Annotated in this window: 12 protein-coding genes; all 12 read right to left on the bottom strand. The window is 67.0% G+C overall.

Annotated features, from left to right (window positions below; translation table 11 throughout):
* Nucleotides 1–145: 145 nt before the first annotated feature.
* Nucleotides 146–1,987 (bottom strand): glycoside hydrolase family 35 protein, encoded by a 1,842-nt coding sequence (locus tag AC1PLA_RS15345; RefSeq protein ID WP_167705734.1) that lies wholly within the window; start codon nucleotides 1,985–1,987, stop codon nucleotides 146–148.
* A gap of 49 nt (nucleotides 1,988–2,036) precedes the next feature.
* Nucleotides 2,037–4,379: a GH92 family glycosyl hydrolase gene (locus tag AC1PLA_RS15340; RefSeq protein WP_481104869.1), complete on the bottom strand. Its 2,343-nt coding sequence runs from the start codon at nucleotides 4,377–4,379 to the stop codon at nucleotides 2,037–2,039.
* Between the two features lie 135 nt (nucleotides 4,380–4,514).
* Nucleotides 4,515–5,975, bottom strand: a complete 1,461-nt coding sequence (locus AC1PLA_RS15335; protein WP_481104868.1) for a glycoside hydrolase family 125 protein — start codon at nucleotides 5,973–5,975, stop codon at nucleotides 4,515–4,517.
* 234 nt (nucleotides 5,976–6,209) lie between these two features.
* The gene (locus AC1PLA_RS15330) at nucleotides 6,210–7,634 is read right to left on the bottom strand and encodes a family 4 glycosyl hydrolase (RefSeq protein WP_104568134.1); all 1,425 of its coding nucleotides are present in this window, start codon (nucleotides 7,632–7,634) and stop codon (nucleotides 6,210–6,212) included.
* Nucleotides 7,631–8,563: a carbohydrate kinase family protein gene (locus tag AC1PLA_RS15325; RefSeq protein ID WP_104623033.1), complete on the bottom strand. Its 933-nt coding sequence runs from the start codon at nucleotides 8,561–8,563 to the stop codon at nucleotides 7,631–7,633. The genes AC1PLA_RS15330 and AC1PLA_RS15325 overlap by 4 nt, the downstream gene beginning before the upstream one ends.
* Nucleotides 8,545–9,909, bottom strand: coding sequence for an APC family permease (locus tag AC1PLA_RS15320; protein WP_481104867.1), 1,365 nt, complete (start codon nucleotides 9,907–9,909; stop codon nucleotides 8,545–8,547). The genes AC1PLA_RS15325 and AC1PLA_RS15320 overlap by 19 nt, the downstream gene beginning before the upstream one ends.
* Nucleotides 9,903–11,816 (bottom strand): beta-galactosidase, encoded by a 1,914-nt coding sequence (locus AC1PLA_RS15315; RefSeq protein WP_104623031.1) that lies wholly within the window; start codon nucleotides 11,814–11,816, stop codon nucleotides 9,903–9,905. Before AC1PLA_RS15315 ends, AC1PLA_RS15320 begins: the two co-directional genes overlap by 7 nt.
* Nucleotides 11,817–11,879: 63 nt before the next feature.
* On the bottom strand, nucleotides 11,880–14,789 hold the full coding sequence (locus AC1PLA_RS15310) for a TonB-dependent receptor (protein WP_481106210.1): 2,910 nt from the start codon (nucleotides 14,787–14,789) through the stop codon (nucleotides 11,880–11,882).
* Between the two features lie 719 nt (nucleotides 14,790–15,508).
* Nucleotides 15,509–18,178, bottom strand: a complete 2,670-nt coding sequence (locus AC1PLA_RS15305) for a glycoside hydrolase family 3 C-terminal domain-containing protein (protein WP_481104866.1) — start codon at nucleotides 18,176–18,178, stop codon at nucleotides 15,509–15,511.
* A gap of 237 nt (nucleotides 18,179–18,415) precedes the next feature.
* Complete coding sequence (locus AC1PLA_RS15300) at nucleotides 18,416–21,097, bottom strand: beta-mannosidase (RefSeq protein WP_167705728.1); 2,682 nt, start codon at nucleotides 21,095–21,097, stop codon at nucleotides 18,416–18,418.
* Nucleotides 21,098–21,118: 21 nt separating this feature from the next.
* Nucleotides 21,119–23,605, bottom strand: a complete 2,487-nt coding sequence (locus tag AC1PLA_RS15295; protein ID WP_481104865.1) for a family 20 glycosylhydrolase — start codon at nucleotides 23,603–23,605, stop codon at nucleotides 21,119–21,121.
* A gap of 247 nt (nucleotides 23,606–23,852) precedes the next feature.
* A complete protein-coding gene (locus AC1PLA_RS15290; RefSeq protein WP_016903894.1) occupies nucleotides 23,853–24,908 on the bottom strand; it encodes a glycosyl hydrolase family 18 protein in 1,056 nt (351 codons plus the stop codon).
* Between the last annotated feature and the right edge of the window lie 10 nt (nucleotides 24,909–24,918).

The raw sequence follows: 24,918 nt of genomic DNA, 5'->3' as shown, positions 1-24,918 counted from the left end.
CGGCGGTCTGAAGGGGTGTCGCTCAGGGGACGCCCGGCGGGTTGCCTGGCGGTTGGTTTGGGCGTCGGTGGGCATGGGCGTGCGGCTTGCGATCGCCGTCCCGGACCGGTGCGCGATCGCCAGCGGCCCGCCACCCGCGTGCCGGTTACTCCTTCGGCGTGATCCACACCTGCTGCTGCAGGCCGCGCACGCCGGGCTTGGCGGTGCTGTCCAGGTCGAACACCACCACGGCGTTGTCGCCCTTGCGCTGGAACGGGGCCGGGAAATACAACGCCCGCTGCGGGCCGATGGCCCAGTGGCGGCCCAGGTTGACGCCGTTGGCCCAGGCCACGCCCTTGCCGAAGGCGCGCATGTCCAGATAGGTGTCGGTCGGTGTGCCGATGCGCAGCGTGCCGCGGTGGAAGGCCGGGCCTGCGACGGGGTTGCGGGTCCAGCCGCGGATGCTGTCGGGCGAGCGCATCGGCAGCGGGAAGGCCTGCCAGCCGGTGAGCTGCTGGTTGTCCAGCAGCACCGGGTCGACCAGCCCGGCGCGGCCGTCGGCCATGCGCGGGCCGTAGTTGATGCGGCCGCTGTTTTCGACCAGCACATCCAGCGTGTGCTGGCCGGCCGGAATATCCACATCGGTGGCGACCTGCTGCAGCCGGCGCTCGACACTGCCGACCGGCTTCTGGTCGACATACACCCGCGCCACATCGCGCACCTCGCCCAGGTACAGCGGCCCCTTGCGCGGGCCGGTAACGGTGGTGCGGTAGAGGATGTAGCCGTAATCCTGGCCGAAGTGCTCCATCGGCTGCGGGGTGTCGATGGCGATCGGGGCGGGCAGGTTGTCCCACAGCGAGGCGGATTCGCGCAGTTGGGTGTCCGGCAGTGCCGCGATCGCGATCGGCTTGGGCAGCGCGGGCGGTTGCACGCCGGTGACGCGGGCGATGGCGTCGCGCATCAGCGCGAACTTGGGGGTGGGGCGGCCGGCTTCGTCCAGGATGGCGTCGTAGTCGTAGCTGGTGGTCTGCGGGGCGTAATGGTCGCTGGGATTGCCCTGGAAGTTGGCACCATTCATGAAGCCGAAACTGGTGCCGCCGATGAACATGTAGAGGTTGGCCGAATGCCCCTGGCGCAGGATCCACTCCAGCTCTTCGGTCTGTTGTTTTGCGTCGGTGCTGGCGTGCGGCTTGCCCCAGTGGTCGAACCAGCCGGCCCAGTATTCGCCGACCATGCGCGGTTGGTCAGGGCGGAACTTGATCAGTTTGTCGAACGCGCTTTTGGCCTCGCCGGGGGCGAAGTTCACCACCGCCAGAGTGTCCGGCAAGGTGCCGTTGGCGAGCATGTCGGCACCGTCGGAGGTGAACAGCAAGGCGTCGTCGAAGCCAGCCTTGACGTACATGGCGCGGTTGTCGGCCATGTAGGCATGGTCGTCGTCGTAGGAGCCGTATTCGTTCTCGACCTGCACGGCGATGATCGGCCCGCCGTTGTGATTGAGCAGCGGACGCACCTGTTGGGACACGGCATCCAGATAGGCCTGGCTGGCGGCGAGGAAGCGCGGGTCGCGGGCGCGCACGCGGATGTTGTCCTTGCCGAACAACCAGGCGGGGTAGCCGCCGGCTTCCCACTCGGCGCAGGTGTAGGGGCCGGGCCGCAGGATCACGTTGAGGCCTTGCGCGGCGGCCTCGCGTACGAAGGCGGCCACGTCGTTGTTGCCGGTGAAGTCGAACCGGCCCTGCTGCGGCTCGACCAGGTTCCAGAACACGTAGGTCTCCACCGTGTTCAAGCCCAGTGCGCGCGCCTTCTGCAGGCGGTCTTTCCAGTAGTCACGCGGGATGCGCTGGAAATGGATGGCGCCGGAGAGCAGTTGATACGGCTTGCCGTCGCGCACGAACTGCGTGCCTTGCGTGCCGAAGCTGGGCCAGCTGTGGGTGTCGGCGGCACTGGCGGCGACGGGAAGCGCCAGCGCGAGGGCCAGGACGAGGGGGCTGAGGGTGCTGCGCAACATGGGCGATTCTCGGCGGTAACGAGTGACGAGTGACGAGTAAGGACAAACCTCAAGCAAACGAAGGCGGCAGATCCTCCTTGTTCGCGCCGAACGCCAGATTCGGTTTGGCGCCCATGGTGAATTCCAGCGTGCCGCCAGCGGCCAGGTCGGCATGCCGCATCCAGCTGCGGTTGGTCGGTTTGCCGTTCCAGCTCAGCGACTGCACATACACATTCTGCGCGCTGCTGTTGTTGGCGACGATGCGCAGCGTGCGGCCGTTGCCGACATCGAGTTCTGCGCGCTTGAACAGCGGGCTGCCGAGGACGTAGTTGCCGCTGACCGGGTCCACCGCATACAGCCCGAGCGCGCTGAGCACGAACCAGGCGCTCATCTGCCCGCAATCCTCGTTGCCGGACAGGCCGTTGCGCGCGTCGTGGTATTGCTCGCGCAGCAGCCGGCGCACCATCGCCTGGGTCTTGTACGGTTGGCCGGCGTAGGCGAACAGATAGGCCACATGATGGCTCGGCTCGTTGCCGTGCGCGTACTGGCCGACCAGGCCGTCGATATCCGGCGGCGCATCGGCGGGCAGTTCGGAGCTGGTGGAAAACAGCTCGTCCAGCTTGGCGACAAAACCGTCGCGGCCGCCGTACAGGTCCATGTAACCGTACAGATCGTGCTGGTTGAGGAAGCTGGCCTGCCAGGCATTGGATTCGGTGAAGTCGCGCCATTTGCTGATATGGCCCATGCCGCGCGGGTCGAACGGCGTGGCCCAGCTGCCATCTTCCAGACGCGCCTGTACGAAGCCGCTGTCGCGATTGAACACGTTGCGGTAGTTGCGCGAGCGTTCGCGCAGTGCGCGTGCATCGTCGGTGGCACCGGCGGCCTGTGCCAGATGCGCGCAGGCCCAGTCGTCGTAGGCGTATTCCAGTGTGCGGCTGACCGCTTCGTCGACCTTGTCGGCGGGGATGTAGCCGAGCTTGCGGTAGTACGCCAGGCCATGGGTGGTGTCGTCCATGGCGCGCTTGCGGTAGGCCGGCCAGGCCGCCTTGTAGTCGATGCCGGTGAAGCCCTTGGCATGCGCTTCGGCCAGTACCACCGCCGAGTGGTAGCCGATCATGCAGCCGGTTTCCACACCTTGCAGCGGCCAGATGCCCACGCCGTCCGGGCATTCGTTGGCGCCGCGCACCAGACATTGCAGCAGGTCCGGTACGCGCTCGGGCTGCACCAGGGTGAGCAGCGGATGCGCGGCACGGTAGGTGTCCCACAGCGAGTAGGTGCTGTAGTTGTGATAGCCCTTGGGGGCCGTGTGGATCTGCAGGTCCATACCGCGGTAGCGGCCATCCACATCGCTGAAGAGGGTGGGCGCGAGCAGGCTGTGATACAGGCCGGTGTAGAAGATGCGGCGCTGCGCGTCGTCATCGCTGTCGATGCGTACGCGTGCCAGTTCCTTTTCCCAGGCGGCCACGGCTTGCGCATGCACGCGGGCGAAGTCGAAGTCCGGCAGTTCCGCATCCAGGTTGGCCAGCGCATTGTCGGCGCTGACGGCGGAGATGCCGACCTTGATCAGCAGCGGTGCGTCTGAGGCATCTGGGTAGTGCAGGGCGGCCTTGAGGTGCACGCCGTCCACGCTGCGCGTGCCTGCGGCCAGCGGCTGGTCTTCGTTGTACAGCTGCACCTGCTTGAACGGCCGCGACAGCCGCATGGCGAAATAGATGTAGCGCCCCTGCGCCCACTGATAGACGCGCCGGCCACCGGTGAGGGTGCGGTCGTCGACCACGCGCAGTTGCGCGTCGGTGATGCGGGTGGGGATGCCGGGTTTGTCCTGCATGCCGTGGCACAGGTCCAGCAGCACATGCGCCGGCTTGCCCTTGGGGAAGTGGTAGCGGTGCAGGCCGGCGCGAGCGGTGGCGGTGAGTTCGGCATGTACGCCGCTGTCCTTGAGCCGCACGCGGTAATAGCCGGGCGAGGCGGCTTCGTCGGCATGGTCGTAGCGCGAGCGGTAACCGCTGGCCGGTGCGTCGAGTGCGCCGGGCACCAGCTTCACTTCGCCGGTGGCGGGCACCAGCAGAAAATCCAGCATGTCGCCGATGCCGGTGCCTGACAGGTGCGTGTGCGAGAAGCCCATGATCGAGTCGTCGGACTCGTGATAGCCGGAGCACGAATCCCATACCGCGTTGTAGGTGTCCGGACTCAGCTGCACCATGCCGAACGGCAGGGTCGCACCGGGGAAGGTGTGGCCATGGCCGCCGGTGCCGATGAACACATCGACGTGGCGGGTGAGCTCGGCGCGGGTGCGCGCATCGGCCGGCAGTGCGTAGTTGCCGGCGCGTGCGCGCGCAAGCCCGGAGAGGCCGGCGCTGCCGAACAGTGCCGCTGCGATGGCGCCTTGGAGAAAACCGCGTCGTGTTGCCATGGTGATGTGCTCTTGGATGTCACGAAGTGGGGCGGGCCGTACCCTCATCCGCCCTTCGGGCACCTTCTCCCGGCGGGAGAAGGGAAGATCAAGCGCTCTGCAGGTCCGCGTTGGAAGGGCGGGCCCTTCGTGGAATCAGGCGCTGCGCAGCAGCTGGGGTTTGCGTTGGTGCAGGTCGATGATCAGTTCGCCGAACAAGGTGTTGGCCCAGGCGAACCAGTCGCGGGTGAAGCTGCTCGGGTTGTCCTTGTCGAAGGCCTCGTGCATGAAGCCGGTGCCGGCATGGGTGGTCTTGAGCCACTGCAGGCATTGGCGCAGCTGCGCGTCGTCGTCGCTGACCAGCGCGTACTGGATGATCGACATCGGCCAGATCGTGCCCATGCCGCTGTGCGGGCTGCCGACGCCTTCGGCCGCGCTGCCGCGCGAGAAATACGGGTTGCGTTCGCTCCAGGCCAGTTGGCGCGTGCGCAGGAACACCGGGTCGGCGCGGTCGCAGCAGCCCAGGTAGGCCAGGCTTAGCAGGCCGGGGGCGTTGGCGTCGTCGATGAACAACTGGTTGCCGTAGCCGTCCACTTCGAATGCCCAGTAGGCCTGCCCATCGGTATCGCGTTGCTGGCCGAACTTGCGCGTTGCGGATTCCACTTCGTCGGCCAGCGCAGTGCAGTCGGCGGCGAACTCGCTATCGCGATGCAATGCGGTGCTCATCGTCGCCAGCTGGCGCAGCGAGGCCACCGCGAACAGGTTGGCCGGCACGAACAACGGATACACGCAGGCATCGTCGGAGGGGCGGAACATCGAGTGGATCATGCCGTTTGGCCGGGTCGGCTGGCCGTAGCCTTCCAGCACCAGGGTCTCGGTCGCCAACGGCGAGGGGCGCTGGAACACGTAGGGGCCGCGGTTGTCCTTGCGCTGCTGCTCGCGGAAGGTCCTGACCACCACCTGCATCGCCGCGCGCCAGTCGTCGTCGAACGGGGCGGCATCGCCGGTGGCGCGCCAGTATTCGTGCGCGATGCGGATCGGGTAGCACAGCGAATCGATCTCCCACTTGCGCTCGCCCACGCCGGGCTTCATCTCGGTGATGTCGTTGAGCGACCACTTCAGGCGCTGGGTCTGGCCATCGGGCAGGAAGGCGTTGGCGTACGGGTCCAGCCGGATGCAGGCGGCCTGGCGCTGGATCAGGCCATGGAACATGCGCCGCAAGGCAGGGTCGCGCCTGGCCAGCGGCACATATGGGTGCACCTGGGCGGAGGAGTCGCGCAGCCACATCGCATGGATGTCGCCGGTGATGACGAAGGTGTCCGGCTTGCCGTTGCGGGTGCCGGTTTCCACCGTGGTGTCCAGCGTGTTGGGGTAGCAGTTCTCGAACAGCCAGGCCAGTTCGGGGTCGGCGATGCGCGACTTGATCTGCACGATCTGCTGCTCGACCGCCTTGCTGACGAAGCGGCGCTGCGCCTTGGGCGGGCGCTTGCTGACGAAGTTGCCGGCAGCCGTGGAGGTGCCGGCAACGGGGGCGGCGAAGGCGGGCAGTGCGCCGGCGAGCAGGCCGGCGCCCGCGCTGGCGCCCAGCAACTGGAGGATGTCGCGGCGGGTGTGCATGACCTGGAGCTCCCTGGGATTTCAGCAAGCGGTCGACGCAGCGGACATCCTTGCAGCGGCGGCATCACGTGCCGGGCCGATGATGAGACCTATGCATGACCAATTCCCGATGACCATACAACGTGTGCGCCGAATGTGCATAGTGCGCCCGCACAATTCGGCGCCGTACGCGTGGCCTGCGGCGATGGCGGCAGTGGCTGGTCTGCGTCCTCGGCGGTCGCGCAGCACCGGCTTTCAACCGGCCGCATGCCCGCGCCAGTGCGCCGGTCCCGCGCAGTGGCCATCGTCGTGTGCATGCCCGAACAGTTCGTCCAGCATGCGCCGCGACGGGCTCCACTCGCCGATCGCCGGGTGGATCAGCATCGCCTTGCAGGCGTCCAGGTGGCTGCCGCTGAGCGCGGCCTCGATTGCGGCGTGTTCGTAGGCCTTGAACGAGCGCACCAGCCCTTGCACCGCGGCCGGCAGCGGCGCGGCTGGGATCGGCACGATGCGGTCGCGGTCGATGTCGGAGGCGATTTCCACGATGTCGTCGTCGGCCAGCTCGGCCAGCGCGCCCTGGTTGCGCACGTTGACCACGTGCCGGCTGGGGCGGGCACCGGTCAGCGCGCTCATCACGTCCACCGCGATGCGGTGATAGCCGGTGCTGGCGCGGAACGGATCCGGCTGCGGCGCCAGGTCAGGCGCGAAGGCCGAGCCGGCCTCGGCCTCCAGCTTCATGTACGAGCCGGAGCGCTGCGCCAGATAGGCGGCATAGGTCTGCACCGCGCCGGTGGTGTCGCCGGCCTCCAGGCGGCTGCGCAGGTCGCCGATCAGGCTGCGGTTGAGCCGCTCGATCTCGCCACCGCGGCTGGCGCCGCTGGCGCGCTGGTTGTCCAGGGCGCGGCGGCGCTCGTAGAAGAAGTACAGGTACTCGGTGGGGATCAAGCGCAGCGCACGCAGCATGTCGAAGTCGAACAACGGCGCCAGGTACAGCTGCCGCAGGATGGCGTCGTCGGCCAGCACGCGGTCGATGATGTCCACGCCGCGCAGCCGCACCGCGCGGATCCAGCCCAGGTGGTTGAGGCCGACGTACTCGCATTCCACATCGGCCGCCGGCTCGCCGAGCGCGCGTGCGATGTTGTGGAACAGCTCCACCGGCGTGTCGCAGATGCCAACTACGCGCGCGCGGGTGTGCGCGCTGATGGCCTGGGTGATCAGCCCGGCCGGGTTGGTGAAGCTGACCAGCCAGGCGTCCGGGCTCAGGCGCTCGATCAGGCGTGCCTGTTCGATCGCCACCGGTACCGTGCGCAAGGCCTTGGCCACGCCGCCGGGGCCGGTGGTTTCCTGGCCGGAATAGCCATGGCGGATGATGGTCTGCTCGTCGGAGGCGCGCTGGGCGATGCCGCCGACGCGGATGCTGTTGAGCACGAAGTGCGCGCCCTCGATCGCCGCTTCCAGCGAGGGCGCGGCATGCACCTGCAGCGCGCCGCCGGACTCGGCGACGATGGCGCGGCCCATCGCCACCATCAGCGCCAGGCGCTCCTGGTCGGGGTCGTACAGCACGATCTCGCGCGCGCCCAGCGCTTCGGCGGCCTCGTTGACGCCGTACACCACCAACGGCGTGCGTACGCCGCCGCCGCCGATCAGGGTCAGCTTGCGATTGTCGACAGAACTGCTCATGGAATGTCCTCGTGTGTGGGGGGAGATAAAAGAAGAAGGCCGTCGAGCGCGCCGAGCGCGCTGCAACAGGCAGCGCCGGCATGGCAGCCGTGCTGTGCGCTCTCGTCCAGCGGCAGGCCGCGCAGCTGGGCGGCCAGAAAGCCGGCATCGAAGGCATCGCCGGCACCGGTGGTGTCGCGTACCGGCACGATGGGCGCGGCGATCGGGCGTGCGCCGTTGTTGTCGATCACCATGGCGCCCGCAGCGCCGCGCTTGATCACCGCCTGCCGCAGGCCAAGTGCGCGTGCCCAGGCCAGGCAGGCATCGGCGCCGTCGCCGCAGCCCATCAGCGCAGCTTCTTTCTGGTTGGGCAGGAACCAGGTCACCGCGCGGCAGGTGGCGTGGTTGGCCGGGTCGGTGAGCCAGGCCGGGCTGAAGCCCACATCGAGCGAGGTTGTGCAGCCGGCGCGCGCCAGCAGCGGCAACACGACGGCGGCCAGCGCGGCCGGCAACGGCATTGCGAAATGCACATGCCGGGCCGCGCACATCGCGGCAATGGATTGCTCGCGTAGCAGCAGCGTGCCCAAGTCGGCATTGGCGCCGACATAGGTGAAGAACGAGCGGTCCTCCTGCAACGACACGCTGGTGGTCACGCCGGTGCCGGCTTCCGAATCGACCAGCTCGGCGGCCGAGACACCGAACTCGCCCAGCCGCTGGGCGAACACCGTGCGGTCCTGCGCACCGATCGCACCGAGTACGCGCACGTTGCAGCCCAGGCGCGCCAGCGCGCAGGCGGTGATGACGGTGCCGCCGCCCAGCTCACGCGTGTAATGGCGCGCCAGCGCTTCTTCGCCCGGTGCCGGCCAGCGTGCGAAGCCGCTGAAGATATGGTCCAGATAGACCTCGCCGACCACCACGAGTTGCGCGGTGTTCACTGCTGGAACGGCCATGCGCGCTGCCTCCGTGCCTGGATCAGATACAACGCGCTGCCCACGCACAGCGCCACCACGGCGGCGAGCAGGCGGCGTACCGGGCTGGTCGCCAGCAGGTACAGCCAGCCGAACACGCTGATCAGCAACGGCCATGGATACAGCGGCATCGCAAAGGCGCGCCGATGTCGCCTGCGTCGCAGCAGCACCACCGCCAGGCATTGCGCCAAAAACTGGAACAGGATCTGGATGATCATCAAGGTGGCGATCAGATCGTCCAGCGACAGCAGGCAGGCCAGCGCCGAGGTCGCACCGACGAACAGCAGCGACACGGTCGGAAAGCCGCCGCGCGGATGCAACCGTGCAAACACGCCGAAGAACTGCCCGGCCGCCGCGGCCGCATACGGCACCCGCGAATAGCCCAACTGCACCACCAGCGCCGAGCCCCAGCTGGCCAGCACGATCAGCGCCACCGCCACGGTGCTGCCGATAGGGCCGTAGATGGCCTGCATGAAGTCGGCCATCACCGCCTTGGAGTGCGCCGCCTGCTGCCAGGGCAGCACACCGAGCAAGGTGATGTTGAGGCCCAGGTAGAGCAGCGCCACGATCGGGATCGAGATCAGCACCGCACGCGGAATCGTGCGGCGCGGCTTGCGGATTTCCCCGCCCAGCATGCACACGTTGTTGTAGCCGCCGTAGTCGTAGACCGCGATCAAGGCCACTGCACCAAAGCCCAGCCAGAATCCATGCGGCGACGCCGGGCGGGCATGCAAGAACGCCGAGGCGATGCCGACGTCGAAATGCAGCACGCCACTGACGATGATCCACACGCAGGCACCGATCACCACCGCACTGACCAGCAGCGACAGCAGCTGCACCGAGCGCACCTTGCGATACAGCAGCAGCGTGTTGAACGCGCACAACGCCATCGCCACCGCGGTGAGCTGGGTATGGCCCAGCCCCGGCAGCAGGAACGCCAGATACTGCACGCAACCGACCGCCGCCGAGCCCACCGACAACGGTGCGGTCAGCAGCGTCTGCCACAGATACAGAAAACCGAACAGCCGCCCCCAGCGTTCGCGGCCGTAGGCCTCGCGCAGGTAGTGATACGGTCCGCCCGAGCGCGGAATCGCCGCGCCCAGCTCGGCCCACACCAGGCCATCGCACAGGCAGAGCAGTGCGCCGGCGACCCAACCGGCCAGCACCGCCGGCCCGGCCAGTGCCGACAAGGCCAGCGGGATGGTGATGAACGGCCCGATGCCGATCATGTTGAGCAGGTTGGCCGACAGCGCGCTCCAGAAACCGAGCGTGCGCGGCGGTGCCGACGCCTGTGGAGTCGCCGGCACGACGCTGGGTGTGGTCAGCATGCGCTGGGCTCCGCCTGCGCGACTGCCGCTGTGGCGCGCGCGATGCGTGTCGAGGTCAGCCCGTCTGCGCAGTGAATCGCGGCCGGCTGCAGCCGATGCAGATCAAGCACCAGCACTGCGTTGTCGCCTTTCTTCAACCACGCGCCAGGGCAGAACAGGCACTGCTGCGGGCCGATATCCCAGTAACGCCCGAGCAGGCGGCCGTTGACCCACAGATAGCCTTTGCGCCACTGGCTCATGTCGATGTAGACGTCGCCGACGCTCTCCAGCGCGATGGCGGCTGCGAAGTACAGGCCGGGCCGTATGGGTGGGCCTTGCAGCGGGCGCAGCGTCGGCGCCTTGTCGTCATCCAGCGGCAAGCCGTAGACCTGCCAACCGCGCAGCTCCCTGCCATCCAGCAGCACCGGGCCGAGCAAGCCTTTCGCATCGCCCAAGGCCGGGCCGAAGTTGATGTGGCCGAAGCTGTCGACCAGGACGTCCAATCTGCGCTCATTGGATGCGGCCTGCGGGAGCGGGAGCTGCGGCGCGCTGTTGAGGCGCGCGTGCGGCATGCGCGAGACATGCCCGATCTCCTCGCCGTCCAGTTGCACCACCGCGTAGTCGTGCACCTTGCCAAGCTCCAGCTGCGTGCCGGCTGCAATACGGCGCCGGTACACCACCAGCCCCAGGTTCTGCTTGAGCAGGCGTTGGTTGTCGGTGGGCCGCTCGGTGTGCACCGGCGTGGGGCTCAGGTTGTCCCAGAGCGCGGCGAACGGGTGTGCGGTGACCGATGCAAAGCGTGCGCGCGGCGGTGCCTGCGGGATTGCCGGCAGCGCGGTGCTGCTGTGCCGGGCGATGATTCGGCGCAGCGCCATGTACGCGGGCGTGGCGCGGCCGCCTTCGTCGATCGGGGCGCCGTAGTCGTAGCTGGTCAGTGCAGGCTGGAACTGCGAGCCGTCGTCCTCGGCATTGGCACCGGCGCTCAGGCCGAAATTGCTGCCGCCATGCACCATGTAGAGATTGAAGGAGTAGCCGGCGGCCATCAGCTGCTGCAGCGTCGGTGCGTAATCGCGCTTTGCGAAGTCGTCTTCGCCCCAATGGGTCAGCCAACCCGGATAGCCTTCGGCCACCCATACCGGCGCGTTGCCTGCGATCTGCCTTGCTTCCTGCAGTTCAGCCAGATCGGCCCCATCCAGTCCCAGCGCGACGCCTGGCAGATAGGCCTTGCGCCGGCGCAGATCTTTCATGCCTTCGGCCAATGAAAACGGACCATCGATGCCGTGCGCACGCCACAGCGCAGCCACTGCCTGCAGATAGCCCACGTCGCTGCCCTGCATGCTGTATTCGTTCTCGATCTGCAGCATCAGCACCGGTCCGCCGGCACTGGCCATCAACGGGGCGATGCGCGGCGCCACTGCGGCGATATAGCGCTGCACCGCAGCCATGTAGCGCGGATCGCTGGCATCGCGCAAACGCATGCCCGGCTCGCGCAGCAGATACGGCGGCAGCCCGCCCAGCGTCCACTCGGCGCAGACGTACGGGCCGGGGCGCAGATACACCCATAGCCCTTCCTGCTGGCACAGCCTGATGAAGGCAACGAAATCGCGTTCGCCGGTGTCGAAATCGAACTGCCCCGGCTCGCGTTCGTAGGCGTTCCACATCAGGTACAGCGCGATGGTGTTCAGGCCCAGCGCCTTGGCCATGCGGATGCGCTGCAGCCAGTCCGCCCGGGCGATGCGCAGCGGATGCATCTCGCCGCTGCGGAGTTGCCACGGCTGCTGGTCCAGCACGAACTGGCCGCGCTCGAAGCCGAACGCATGCGGCCGCCCATCCGGCAGCGGTGCATGCGGCGACGACAGCAGCGCCGGCGCGGCCGCCAGACCGAACGGTGCGAGCAGGCCGAACGTGCACAGGCTTCTGCGTTTCATCGCTGCTCCAGGGAGTGGAAGGAATCGCTGCGTTGCGCCGCGCAGTGAGTGCGCCACGCGCCGCTAGAACGCGTACTTGACCGTGAACAAGGCGGTGCTGCCGGCATCGACGATGTCGGAGATCGCCAGGTTGTTGCGGCCCACATGCGCCCAGTAGCTGTATTCCTTGGTCAGGTTGGAGATCGACAGGTCCATGCTTACGCCGTTGTCGAAGCGGTAGCCGGTGTGCAGATCCACGCGCCGCGTCGGGCGTGCCCACAGGTCGTTCCAGGGCGCGCCTTCGTGCAGGAAGTCGTAGCCCAGCAGGTAAGAACTGCTGAAGTGGTAGCTCAGGTTCAACGAGAACCCGTTGTGCTCGTAGAACAACTCCAGGTTGGCCATCGCCGACGGCGCCGATTGCATGTGTTCGTTGTCGAAGCCAGCCAGGCCCAGGTCGGCGCGCGCATGCTGGCGGGTGGCGTTGGCACTGATGCCCAGGCCGTCGAACGGCGCGGGCAGGTCCTGGAACTTCTGCCGCGCGCTGAGTTCCACGCCGTAGATCTTGCCGTCGCCGCCGTTGGTGGGCATGTGGTACAGCACCGTGCCGCTGCCGGTGGTGTTGCCGTTGGCCTGGGCCGAGCCGGCATCGTAGATGTAGTTGCGCAGTTGCTTGTAGAAGCCGGCCAGCGAGAAGAAGCCGCCGCGCTCGGTGGACCACTCGCCGGACAGGTCCAGGTTGGTGGATTCGATCGGCTTCAGGTCGGGATTACCTTGGGTGATGGTGGTGACGCCATTGGAGATGTCGATCTGGCTGCCGCCACCCAGCTGTACGAAGGCGGGCCGCGTATAGCTGGTCCACAGCGAGGCGCGATAGGCGGTGCGCAGGTCCGGCCGCCAGGTCAGGAACACGCTGGGTAGCGGCTCGTTGTAGGAGGTGTGGTTGTGGTCGAAGTAGCCGACGATCTCGTTGCCGTCCGCATCCACTGGGCTCACCCAGAAGGTGTTGTCGATGCCGGTGTGCTCGAAGCGCACGCCCGGCACGATATCCAGGTTGCCGACAGTGAAGGTGGCAGTGGCATAGGCGGCGCTGACCGCCTCGGTGCCGCGCATGGTGTTGCAGTTGTAGTTGTTGACGTAGAACGCGCTGCCGCAGGTGTCCAGGTCATCGTCGCTGAGGTGTTGCGCGATGACGCCGGCCACCGCCGCTTCGCTCACCCGTGGCGTATTCCAGTCGTATTTGCCGGGAAAGATCGAGGCATAGGTACCGGTGAAGATGCCCAGATCGCCCAACGTGGTGGTGCCGTCCACGCCGCCGGTATACCAGTCGCGATTGGTGTAGCGGCGGCTGCTCTTGCTGTACTTCACTCCGAACTGCACTGACCGCAGCGTGCCATCTTCGAAATCGTAGCGGGTGTCGAAACGCGCGCCGCCCTTCTTCTGGCCCGAGTAGATCTTGGTCTGTTCGCCATAGCTGCTGGCGTACAACGCCGGGATGTTGTTGACCTGCGCCTGCAGCGCGGGCGTGAGCTGCGGGTAGGGGAACGCGCTGCCGCCATAGCGCACGAAGCTGTTGCCGGAATAGGCGTAGTTGTCCTGGCTGAACTTGTCTTCGCGCCCGTCGATCTCGACATGGTCGGGTCGGTCGTTATTGCCGAAGCTGTAGAACAGGTTGGGCATGAAGGTCCAGCCGCCGGCGGTCTTTTTGGCGCCGATCTGGAAGGTGGCCAGGTCGGCGACCTCCGGGTTGGTCTCGTACCAGAAGCGCGAGGCGATGCGGCCGATATTCGGGGTAAACACGCCCGGTGTGCCGGTCGGCACGTAGCTCACATCCTGCGGCAGCAACTGCACGAAGGTGGTGCCTTGCTCGGTCTTGGCATAGGCGTAGGTCATGCGCGCATACAGCGACAGGCTGTCGTCCACATGCCAGTCGAACGAGGCATTGCCACCATAGCGGCGCTCCCAGCCGGCGGCGATACCGACGTTCATGCCGGTACTGGTGAGGTTGCGTTGCGGGTCGAAGCCGGCCGCGTTGCGACCTTCGGCATCGGTATTCAGGTATTCCCAGGAGCCATCGTTGAGTGCGCTGGTGGCCGCGGCCACCTCGCTGTTGGTGGTGGTGCGGTAGTCGTAGTACGCGCTGGCATAGACACCGAATTGCTGCGCCTCACCGAACTTGTGCTGGAACTCGCCGCCGAAGCCGCCGCCCAGGCCATCGCCACCGTAATCGCGCGCACGGCTTTCCACCCGGCCGCTGCCGGTGACGCTACCGCTGGTGATGTCCTTGAAGTCGTAGGCGGTGGGCGTGCGGAAATCCAGCGTGCCGCCGATCGCATCACCGTCCATGTCGGCGGTGGAGGTCTTGTTGGCGACGATGGTCTGCAGGCCGCTCGGCGGCAACAGGCTGAGCTGCACGCTGCGGCTATACGGCATGCCCTGCGCCACGGTGACGCCGTCGATCATGTTGACGTTGTATTCGGACGGCAGCCCGCGCACCGAGGCGAACATGCCTTCGCCGCGCGCGGCGCCATCGATGCCGCCGAAGTATCCCGAGCCGGTGCTGGTGATGTTGATGCCGGCGATCAGGCCGAGCGCTTCGGCCACGTTGTGCACGGCGGTGCGTTGCAGGTCGTTGGCCGACAGCACGTCCACCGTGTTGGCGGCGTTGATCTTCAGGTCGCTGGCGTCGTAGCGGTTGCTCACCACGCTGACCGCCTTCAGTTGCTTGACCTCCTCCAGCGCAATGGCCACCGAGGCCGTGCCGCTGTCGCCGACCTGCACGCTGGTCTCGGCCGCGCTGAAGCCGGGGTAGTCCAGAGCTAGCGCGTACTGCCCGGCAGGCACATCGCGGATGACGAAGTGCCCGCGCGCATCGGCCACCGCGCTGTAGGACGTGCCGGCAATGCGTACCTTCGCATTGGCGGCGGGCTTGCCGCTGCTGCCTTCCTTGAGGTCTCCCTCCACGGTGCCTGCCACTGCGGCTGCGGCAGACGCCATGCCGGTCACGGTCAGGATTGCCACGACCCACTGCTTGCCGTTCGAACGCTCACGCTTTGCCACGTGCCACCTCGCCAGATGCTGGGCAGCGTTGCCGACGGCAACGCCTTGCCGATGCCTTGCTCTTGGGCAGACGGGTGCACGGCGATGCGCGCGCACGGCATGGCACAGCACGCGATCAACGCGTGTGCGAATTACCGAACGGGAGTGGCGCCGGAGCGTCTGCCAGCTGGGACAGCCATGCAGGCGTCAGTGGCGGGGCGGGGAGTACCCGGCAATGCACTTGGAGCGCGAGCGCATTGCGCTCAACTTGTAATGCTTGGTCATGACGGCTGCACCAGCGTGACGACAGCACCGCAGGCGCCGATGCGATGCACTGCATGAGCGGCGACAGATACGCGCTGGTCGGTACGACGATGCTGCATCCAACCATCTCCCAGTGCAGGTGCTACGTGGAAACGCTGTTGCCGTCATGTGCGTCGGGCGCAGCGCCGATGGCGTATTGCCGACTGTGGGTAGTGATAGACCGCGTTTTGGGCTCTGTCAAGTAGGTGTGAAGTGTGTGCGGAGATCCTCGTATTGCCTGCAGATAGATCACCAATTCCGTCTCGCGCAGTCGCAGTGCCTGCATCCTGCGATGCAACGCAGCATGCGCAGATCATGCAACAGGCGCCGGCCATGACAGCCGACGCCTGTTGTGGGTCACCCAGATGCCCCGCTTATTTCGGCAACGGCGAACGCCCCGAGATCGAGAACGCTGCGGCCTCGCCAGTCGCGCCGGTGCCGGGCTGGCCACCGCCGACAAACAGCGTGTAATCGCCGGCTTCCACCGCACGCTGCCCGGCGCGATCCACATCGCTCAGCGCGCGCGCATCCAGGGTGAAGCGCAACGTGCGCTGCTCGCCGGGCTTCAGATGCACACGCTGAAAGCCGACCAGGCTGCGCAACGGAGACTGCGGGCGATCCGGATACTGCAGATACACCTGCGCCACTTCGTCGCCGGCACGCGTGCCGGTGTTGCGCACGGTGGTGGTCACCTGCAACGGACTGCCGGCTTGCAGGGTTGCAGTGGACAGCTGCGGCGCGGCGTAGGCAAAGCTGGTGTAGCTCAAGCCGTAGCCGAACGGAAACAGCGGCTCGCCCTTGAAGTAGCGGTAGGTGCGGCCCTTCATGTCGTAGCTGACGTAGGGCGGCAGGTCCTTGGTGGAGCGATAGAACGTGACCGGCAGGCGCCCGCCGGGGTTGTCGTCGCCGGCCAGCATGCGCGCGATCGCGGTGCCGCCGGACTGGCCCGGATACCACGCCGCCACGATCGCATCGGCATGCGTCTTGGCCCAGTTCAAGGCCACCGCGCTGCCGCTCATCAGCACCACCACCAGCGGCTTGCCGGAGGCCTTGGCCCGTTCCAGCAGCGCCTGCTGCGGGGCGGGCAGGGCGATGTCGTTGCGGTCGCCACCGTCGAAGCCGGGCACATCGATGCGCAGTTCCTCGCCTTCCACATCCGGCGACAGGCCGACGAAGGCCACCACCGCATCGGCCTGCGCCACCACCTGCTCGGCCTCGGCCAGCTGCGCGGCCGCCGGTGCCAGCCACTCCAGGCGCACGCCCTGGTCCTGGCCGCGGTGTTCCATCTCCAGGCGGATTTTGCGCGGGCGGGTGTCGTCGAAGTGCAGCACGGTTTCCACGCTGCGGCCGTCGGCGTTGTGCATGCCGGCCGGCACATGCTTGTCTTCGGCATTGCCGGCGACCACCAGCTTGTCGTCGATGTACAGCCGCACCGGGTCGTGGCCGGCGCAGTCGAAGCAGCGCGCCACCCGTACCGCCAGCGTGTAGTCGCCCGCGCTCGGCGGCAACAACTCGCCGCTCCAGCGCACCGCATAGTGATCGGCCGGCACGCCCTTTGCGGGGGCGACCTGATCCCAGTTGAAACTCACCGTGCGGTCCTGCCGCACCGTGCGCGGCGCACCGTCCAGCTCGACATTATCGAAATATTCGCCACGCAAGCCCGGCTTGCCGTCGCTGCGCAGCGCGGTTTCCGGAATCATGCCGGGTACGCCCGCGGCCAGCGGCGCACCTTGCGCATAGCTGACCTGCTGCGCGCCGAAGCGCTGGCGCAGTCCGAGCAGCGGGGTGACCGGCGTGGACGAGGTGCCCTGGTAGTTGGCTTCCAACGCTGCCAGCGCATCGGCATTCGGCCCGATCACTGCCAGCCGCGTCCCGGCCTTCAACGGTAGTGTGCCGGCCTCGTTCTTGAGCAATACGATCGATTCGGCAGCGGCCTTCAGCGCCAGCGCACGGTTGGCGGCGTTATCGATATCCTTGGCACCGAGCTTTGCATACGGATCCTTGCGCGGCGCTTCCAGTTCGCCCAGGCGATAGCGCGCGGCGAACAGGCGCACTAGCGACTGGTCGAGCAGGGCTTCGTCCACTTCGCCACGTTCGATCGCCGTACCGAGTTCGCGATAGGCATGCCCGCAATTCAGATCGTGGCCGGCCTTGAGCGCTGCAGCCGACGAGCCTGCATTGTCCGGGCGGAAGTAATGGAACTGGGTCATGTCATCCACCGCATCGCAGTCGGACACCACAAAGCCCTTGAAGCCCCAGTCGCCACGCACGCGGCCGTTGAGCAACCAGTCGGCCGCGCAGGCCGGTGTGCCGTGCAGCGAGTTGTACGCGCACATCACCGAGCCGGCCTGGCCGTCGATCAGGGCGGCGCGGAAGGCGGGCGTATAGGTCGCCTCCACATCGCGCGGCGACACGTCCACATCGAAGCTGTGCCGGCCAGGCTCCGGGCCGCTGTGCACGGCGATGTGCTTGGGCGTGGCGATGGTGCGCGGGTGTTCCAGATCGTCGCCCTGCAAGCCGCGGATGAAGCCCACCGCCAATTGCCCGGTGAGGAAGGGATCCTCGCCGTAGGTTTCCATGCCACGGCCCCAGCGCGGGTCGCGGAAGATATTGATGTTGGGCGACCAGATGGTCAGGCCCGCATAGCGCTTGTGATCCTTGCCCGGGGCGCCGGCCTGATTGAACTTGGCGCGCGCCTCGGTCGACACCACCGTGCCCACCTGCTGCATCAACGCGGTATTCCAGCTGGCGGCAAGACCGATCGACTGCGGAAACACCGTGGCGTAGCCATTGCGTGCGATGCCGTGCAGGCCTTCGCTCCACCATTCGTAGGCGGGGATGCGCAGGCGCGGAATCGCCGGTGCATCGTTCATCGCCTGCGCGACTTTTTCCTCGCGGCTCATCTGCGCGACGAGCGCGGCGGCGCGTTGCTCCGGCGTCGCATCGGGTTGTGTTGCGGCCAACGCCGGCGCGCCGACCAGCGGCAGGCCCAGACCCAGACTCAGCGCGACCGCCAGGCGGCATGGAAACACGGACAACGACATCTGCTCACTCCTGCGGGGCGGCGGGTGGCCGTCACGCGTTGTTCTTGGATTGCCCGCAGCGAGACCGCGGGCAGCGGTTGGTGACACTTGGCGCAGTGGTAGTTACTGATCGGACGCCGAATCGGATACGACCTGCGCCCGGGACTGCAGTCACTACGCCACGCGCCGGCTTTGCGTATGGCGCAGCGCCCTGAGACGAGCGCTGCGCCATCGTCCGACGCCTGTTCCCGGCGCGGCTTACTTCGTCTCGGCCGGCTCCGGCGGCGCGCCGGCCAGCGTGCTCGCCAGATCGCGCACCTGCAGCCTGGACTGCAACTGCGCCAGCGCGGCCTTGCTGCTCACGTGCACGGTCAACGGCTCGCCCGGCAGCAGGTCGAACGCGTTGTCCGACAGCGTGGCATCCACATCGCCGAACGATAGCCAGACCTCGCGTGCCAGCGTGTTGCTGGACAGCGTCAGCGCATAGCCATCGCCATCGGCGCGCCACTGGCTGTCGATCTTGGCGGCCGGCAACGCCAGCTGCTTGGCCGGCGCGAAGAACACCACTTCGCGCGACAGCAGCTTGTCGCCGTCGAACAACTCGAACACCGCGTAGCTGCGCTTGGGGTCGGCGCTGCCCAGCAACTGCTTGTCGCTGAAGTTGCCCACCTGCAGGCTGCTGAGCGGTTTGACGGTGGCCTTTTCCTCGCGCTTGCTCAGCAGCTTGCCGTCCATGCTCATCACCCGCATGCGCCAACGCGCGGCCAGCGGGGTGGTGCGGTCGGAGACCAGCGACACCTCGGTCTGGCCCTTGTCGTTACGCAGTGCGGCGATCAGCTCCGGCGCGTAGAAGCGGCGGGCGTGATAGTGCAGCGCCTTCCAGCGGCCGTAGTAGTCCACGCTGGACCACGACGCACCCGGCCACACATCGTTGAGCTGCCAGTACAACGAGCCCATCGATTGCGGGCGCGATGCACGCAGATGCGAGGCGGCCAGGTTGATGCCTTCGGCCTGCATCAGCTGGCTCAAATAGACGAAGCTCTCGAAGTCCTTGGGCTCGCCGAATTCACGGCGGATGTACAGCATCAGCCGCTTGTTGCCGTTGCCCTTGTCGAACTTCTGATGCACGCGCATCACCGGCGATTCCGGATCCATGTCGCCGGGTTCGGCGAAGGCACGCACGGTGCGCATGTCCGGGAACGACTGCAGGCCATATTCGGACATGAAGCGCGGGGTGACGTTGAGGTATTCGGTCACCGGCAGCGCAGGGCCGCCCCAGACCTTCCAGTAATGCATGTCGCCATCGTTGGCCTGGTCGGCGGCGCCGTCGAAGTTGGTGCCCGGCGAGGTGGACCAGTACGGCACGTCGCTGTCGTAGGTGGCCACCACTTCGCGGAACACGGTGCCGAACAAGGTGGTCATGCCGCGCTCGATGCGGCTGCGTTCTTCCGGGTCCACCGACTGCTTGAACTTGACCCGGTCGCCCCAGTTTTCCCAGCCGGTCTGCACTTCGTTGTTGCCGCACCACAGCACGATGCTGGGATGGTCGCGCAGGCGCTTGACCTGTTCGATCGCCTCCTGCCGGGTGTTCTCGCGGAACTCCACGTCGTACGGCGGCACCGCGCCGCCGAACATGAAGTCCTGCCAGATCATGATGCCCAGCTCGTCGGCCACCTCGTAGAAGCGGTCGTCCTGATAATGCCCGCCGCCCCACATGCGCAGCATGTTCATGTTGGCATCGCGCGCGTCCTGCAAGGTGCTGCGCATGCGCTCGGGGCTCACGCGCGCGGGGAACGCATCCAGCGGGATCAGGTTGGCCCCCTTGGCGAAGATCGGGATGCCGTTGATCACGATCTCCATGCTCTTGCCGTACTTGTCTTTCTCGCGCCGCAGCTCCACCGAGCGCAGGCCGGTGACCCGCTTGATCTGCTGGCTGTCGCCATCGGCATCACGCACGCTGGCCACGAAGGTGTAGCGGTCCTGCGCGCCGTAGCCGGCCGGGAACCAGCGCTTGGGCTTGGCGATGCGCACCGGCAGATCGATGCGGTTCTGGCCGGGGTCGACCACCGCCTGCTGGGTGAATTGCCCAACTTTCTGCCCATCCGGGCCCAGCACGTCCAGCGTCACCTGCACCGGCCCGCTGCGGCCCGCCTGCAGTTCCAGCTGCGCCTGCAATTGCGCACTGTCGGCATCCACGCGTTGCTGGGCGATATGCAGCCCGTCCACGCGCACCGCATCCCAGGCTTCCACGCGCACGTCTTTCCAGATGCCGGCATTGACCATGCGCGGGCCCCAGTCCCAACCGAAGTTGTACGGCGCCTTGCGCACGTAGGTGGAGCTGTGGCGTGATTCGGGCTCGTCGCCGAAGGCGGAATCGTAGGCGCCCGGCAGCGCGTACGGCTGCTTGGCCAGCCACGGCTGGATCTTCTTGATCGGCGAGAACAGCTTGACCTCGAGCACGTTGTCGCCGCGCTTGAGCAGGGGTTTGGCATCCACGCGCCACTGCCGGAACATGTTGTCGGCGCTGAGCAGCGGCTTGCCGTTGAGGGTGACCTCGGCAAACGTGTCCAGGCCGTCGAACACCAGCTCGACATGCTCGCGCTTGAGCGTGGCCGCATCCACGTTGAAGCGGGTTTGGTATTGCCAGTCGCTCAGGCCCGCCCACTGGATCTTGCCTTCGTTGTCGCGATAGAACGGGTCCGGCACGATCTTGGCGGCGATCAGATCGGTCTGCACCGCGCCCGGCACCTGCGCCGGCAACCACGCCGCTGCTTTCGGATAGGTTCTGGCCTGCTCCTGGCCCGGCACCAGCCGCACCTGCCAGCCGCTGTCCAGGGGCGTCGCGGTGGGCGGCGCGGCCCAGGCCTGCGAGATGGCAAAGGCCAGGGCAAGCCCGAGGCGGGCGGGGGCGGGAACGCAACGATGACGGGACAGGGGCATGGATGACTCTCCTTGGATGGATCAGCGCGTGGCGGCGGGGGGCGCCTGCGCGGTGGTTTCAATCAACTGGACGGCGCCGATGGCATACAGCGGGCCGCGAATCGGCGCGGTGAAGCGCAGGCATAGATCGTGGATGCCGGTGCGTGCAGGCAGTGCGGTTTCCAGCGTGAATTGTTCGCCCAGCGTGGCGCTGTTGGGCAATTGCACGCTGGCGATCAGCTCGCCCTCGCAGCCCAGGCGTACTTCCAGCTCGCCGCGGCGCGTCTTGGCGGGGTACTGCACCACCTTGGATTGTTCGTGGGCCAGGCCGAAATTGTTCGGCAGGCGTGCGGCCTCGATCCGGATCGCGCCGACGCCATCCAGGCGCGCCTGCGGATACAGCCGGCAGGCATGGAACAGGTCGACGTTGTAGACCGGCGTGTCGGCAGCGGTCAGTTCCGGCAGCAGCGGCAGGCGCAGGCCGAGCGCACCGGTGTCCACGCAATCGCGCAGGCCCTGGGTGTCCACGCGCGACAACCCGGCACGATCGAAAGTACGGCTGCGCGTGGCCGCCAGCGCGCTGCCGCCGGCATCGAAGGCAGTGGCCTTGACCGTGGTCGGCAGCTGGATCGTAAACGGCGCCGCATAACGTGGCGATGCCGGTGTGGGATCGCTGCCGTCGACGGTGTAGTGCAGCGTGCCCGCACCGGCCTGGGTGCCGAGTGCCACCTTGGCCGGGCCGCCAGCGAGCACCGGGTTGGGGCCGCCTTCCAGGGCGATATCGGCGGCGAAGGCACCGTCGCTGTAGTCGATGCCCAGCGCCTTGTAGCGCTGCAACTGCGCCGGCAGGCGCGCCAGGAAATCCTTCCAGTTGCGGGCAGCCACCGGCGACCAGGTCACTTCGGCGATGGCGGACAGACGCGGGAACAGCGCGTGATCCACATGCCAGCGCGATGGAATGTATTCGGACCACAACGCGCCTTGCGCGCCGAGTACATGCGTGGCCTGCTCGGCGGTCAGTGTGTCGGGCACCGGGTCGAAGGCGTAGACCTTGGACAACGGCAGTACGGTCAGGCGGCCGTTGGGTTCGTCGCTGCGCGTGGTCTGCAGGTTGTCCAGGTACAGCCAGTCGCCTGGCGCCAGCACCACATCGTGGCCCTGCCTGGCGGCGGTCACCGCACCGTCGGTGCCACGCCATGACATCACCGAGGCGCTGGCCGGCACGCCGCCTTCGAGGATTTCGTCCCAGCCGATCATGCGCCGGCCGTGCTGGGTGAGGTAGGCCGCAAGCTGTTCGTTGAACCAGCCCTGCATCGCGTGCGCGTCCTTGACCCCGAGCTTGCGCATCTGCGTGCGCACCGCGGGCGAGGCTTCCCACTGATCCTTGACCGCCTCATCGCCACCGATATGGATATACGCCGACGGGAACAAGGTCAGCACCTCGTCCAGCACGTTGGTGATGAAGCTCAGGCTGCGTTCGCTGGTGTTGAACAGGTACGGGTTGACGCCCCAGTCCACGCCCACCTGCGTGCGCTGGCCGGGCACGCCGACTTCTTCCGGATACGCGGCCACCGCGGCCTGCGCATGCCCGGGCATGTCCAGCTCGGGCAGCACGGTGATGTGCAGGCGCGCCGCATAGGCGACGATCTCGCTGATCTGCTGCTGCGTATAGAAACCGCCATAGCGCTCGGGCGTGCCGTGCTGGCCGGCGCCGGGCGGAGTGCGCCAGGCACCGACCTCGGTGAGTTTGGGGTAACGCTTGATCTCGATGCGCCAGCCCTGGTCGTCGGTGAGATGCCAATGCAGCACATTGAGCTTGTGCGCGGCCATCGCGTCCAGCACATGCTTGACGGTGTCCACGTCGTGGAAGTGGCGGGCCACATCCAGATGCTGGCCGCGCCAGCCAAAGCGCGGCCAGTCGCGGATCGCCACCGCCGGTACGGCGACATCGCCCTTGCGCGCATCCGGCGTCATCAATTGCCAGGCGCTGATCGCGCCATAGAACAGGCCACCGCCATCGCGCGCGGTGATGCGGATGCCATTGTCGTCCACATCCAGGCTATAGCCTTCCTTGTGTGCCACCGGCGCCTGCGGGGTGCGCTCCAGGCGGATGCTGTGCGGCGAGGCGCTGGTTTCGGTGCGCACTTCCAGGGTCAGGCCGCGGGTGCGTTGCAACAGGCTGGCCAGCGACTCGGCGCTGCGGCGCACTTCGGCGTTACCGGTGGGAATGGAGATCACCGTGCCGGTGCCGACGCGGAAACTGCCGGTGCCGCGCCTGGCTTCGGCCGGGGCGGGAATCAGGGGCAGCGGTGCGGTGGTCGCAGGCAGTGTTGCGGTATTGCCGGGGTTGGCTGCGGGTGCGGTCGCTGCATCGCGTTGGCCGCAGCCCGCCAGCACCATCGCCGTCAGCGCCATTGCAAGCAGGCACGAGGAGCGTCGGTGCGATGACAGCAGGCGCGACGACAGGCTGGGCGGCGACGGCGGCCCGGATAACGGTGAGCGCAGGCTCGGTGCGGAGTTCGACATCATGCAATCACATCCCGGTATGGCGGGGGAGATACGGCAGCCACGCACAGTAGCAAAGCCGTGCCGGATGGCGCAGGGACTGGCGCACGCTTCGTCGGGGTGCGCGGTGTGTGGTGTCGCGCAGCGACCGCGCTCCGCATGGCGTGTGGAAGAACGGGCGCGGGCGGTGTTCGCATCGGCTTGCAGTGGATGCATTCCGATGCGAACACCGACCGCGCCCGTCATGTCGTGCAGCAGTGCGATGACGCGGTCAGCGCTGCGCGGTCGGCAACTCGTCCCACACCTTCGGGTCCTCGGCGCCCAGCACCCAGCAGCTGAAACCTTCCAGGCCGTACTGCTTCACCAGGTCGTAGCGTGCCTTGAAGCTGCGTGCATCCGGGCGGAACACCCACTCGCGCATGTCGTCGCGGTAGAAGTAGAACCACGATTCCTGCTCGACCGGATCCCATTGCACGGTGGCGTTCTGCTCGATCGCCAGCGGGAACGATTCGTCGGCATCGATGTAGGTGGCGGAGATGTTCGACGCCTCGGTGCCGTCCTCCTTGACCGGATTGCCGGTGTACCAGCGGTAGCCGTAGGTGGCGATGCCGAGCGAGAGCTTGTCCTTCGGCACCTGGGTGATCGCGTAATCCAGGTGCTTCTTCATCCACACCATGCCGTCGACCGGGCCCGGCGTGGTCCAGCGGGTGTGCTGGTCGTAGGTCATGATGCTGACCAGATCCACGGCCTGGCCCAGCGCCTTGAGGTCGTACGCGCCGCGCCAGTATTCCCACATCCACTTGGAGAACTGGCCGCCTTCGGCATGGCCCGGGGCATTGGGCACCACCGCCACCGACATCTTGAAGCCGGCCTTGTGCAGCGCATCGGCGGTCTGCTTGACCATCAGCGTGTAGGCGTCGCGGTCGGTCCAGGCGATGTTCTCGAAATCGAACTGGAAGCCATAGTACTTGTGCTGCTTGCCGTGGATCAGCAGCGATTCGATCATGCGCTTCTTGGCGGCTTCGTCGTGCATCAGCTTGTGGAAGCCGTCGCGCCCGGTGGTCATCGACAGGATCGGCATCACCCGCAGGTTCTTCTGCTTGGCGATGTCGTACAGGTACATGTTGGGCGTGCCGTTGACCAGGCCGTTCTGGTCGACGCCGTACCAGGTCGGCACCACTACGTCGATCTTGTCGACATTGGCCAGGAACGAGTTGGTCGATTTCTGCGTGTTCATCAGATAGAACAACGCCGTGGGGGTTTTGGCCAGGGCCGGCGCGCATACCAGCGCCAGCGCCAGCAGGATCCAGGTCAATCGCTTGCTCATGAAAACAGCA

The organism is Xanthomonas sp. NCPPB 1826 (genome assembly GCF_056725285.1).
This window is presented reverse-complemented; position numbering and strand designations above follow the sequence as displayed.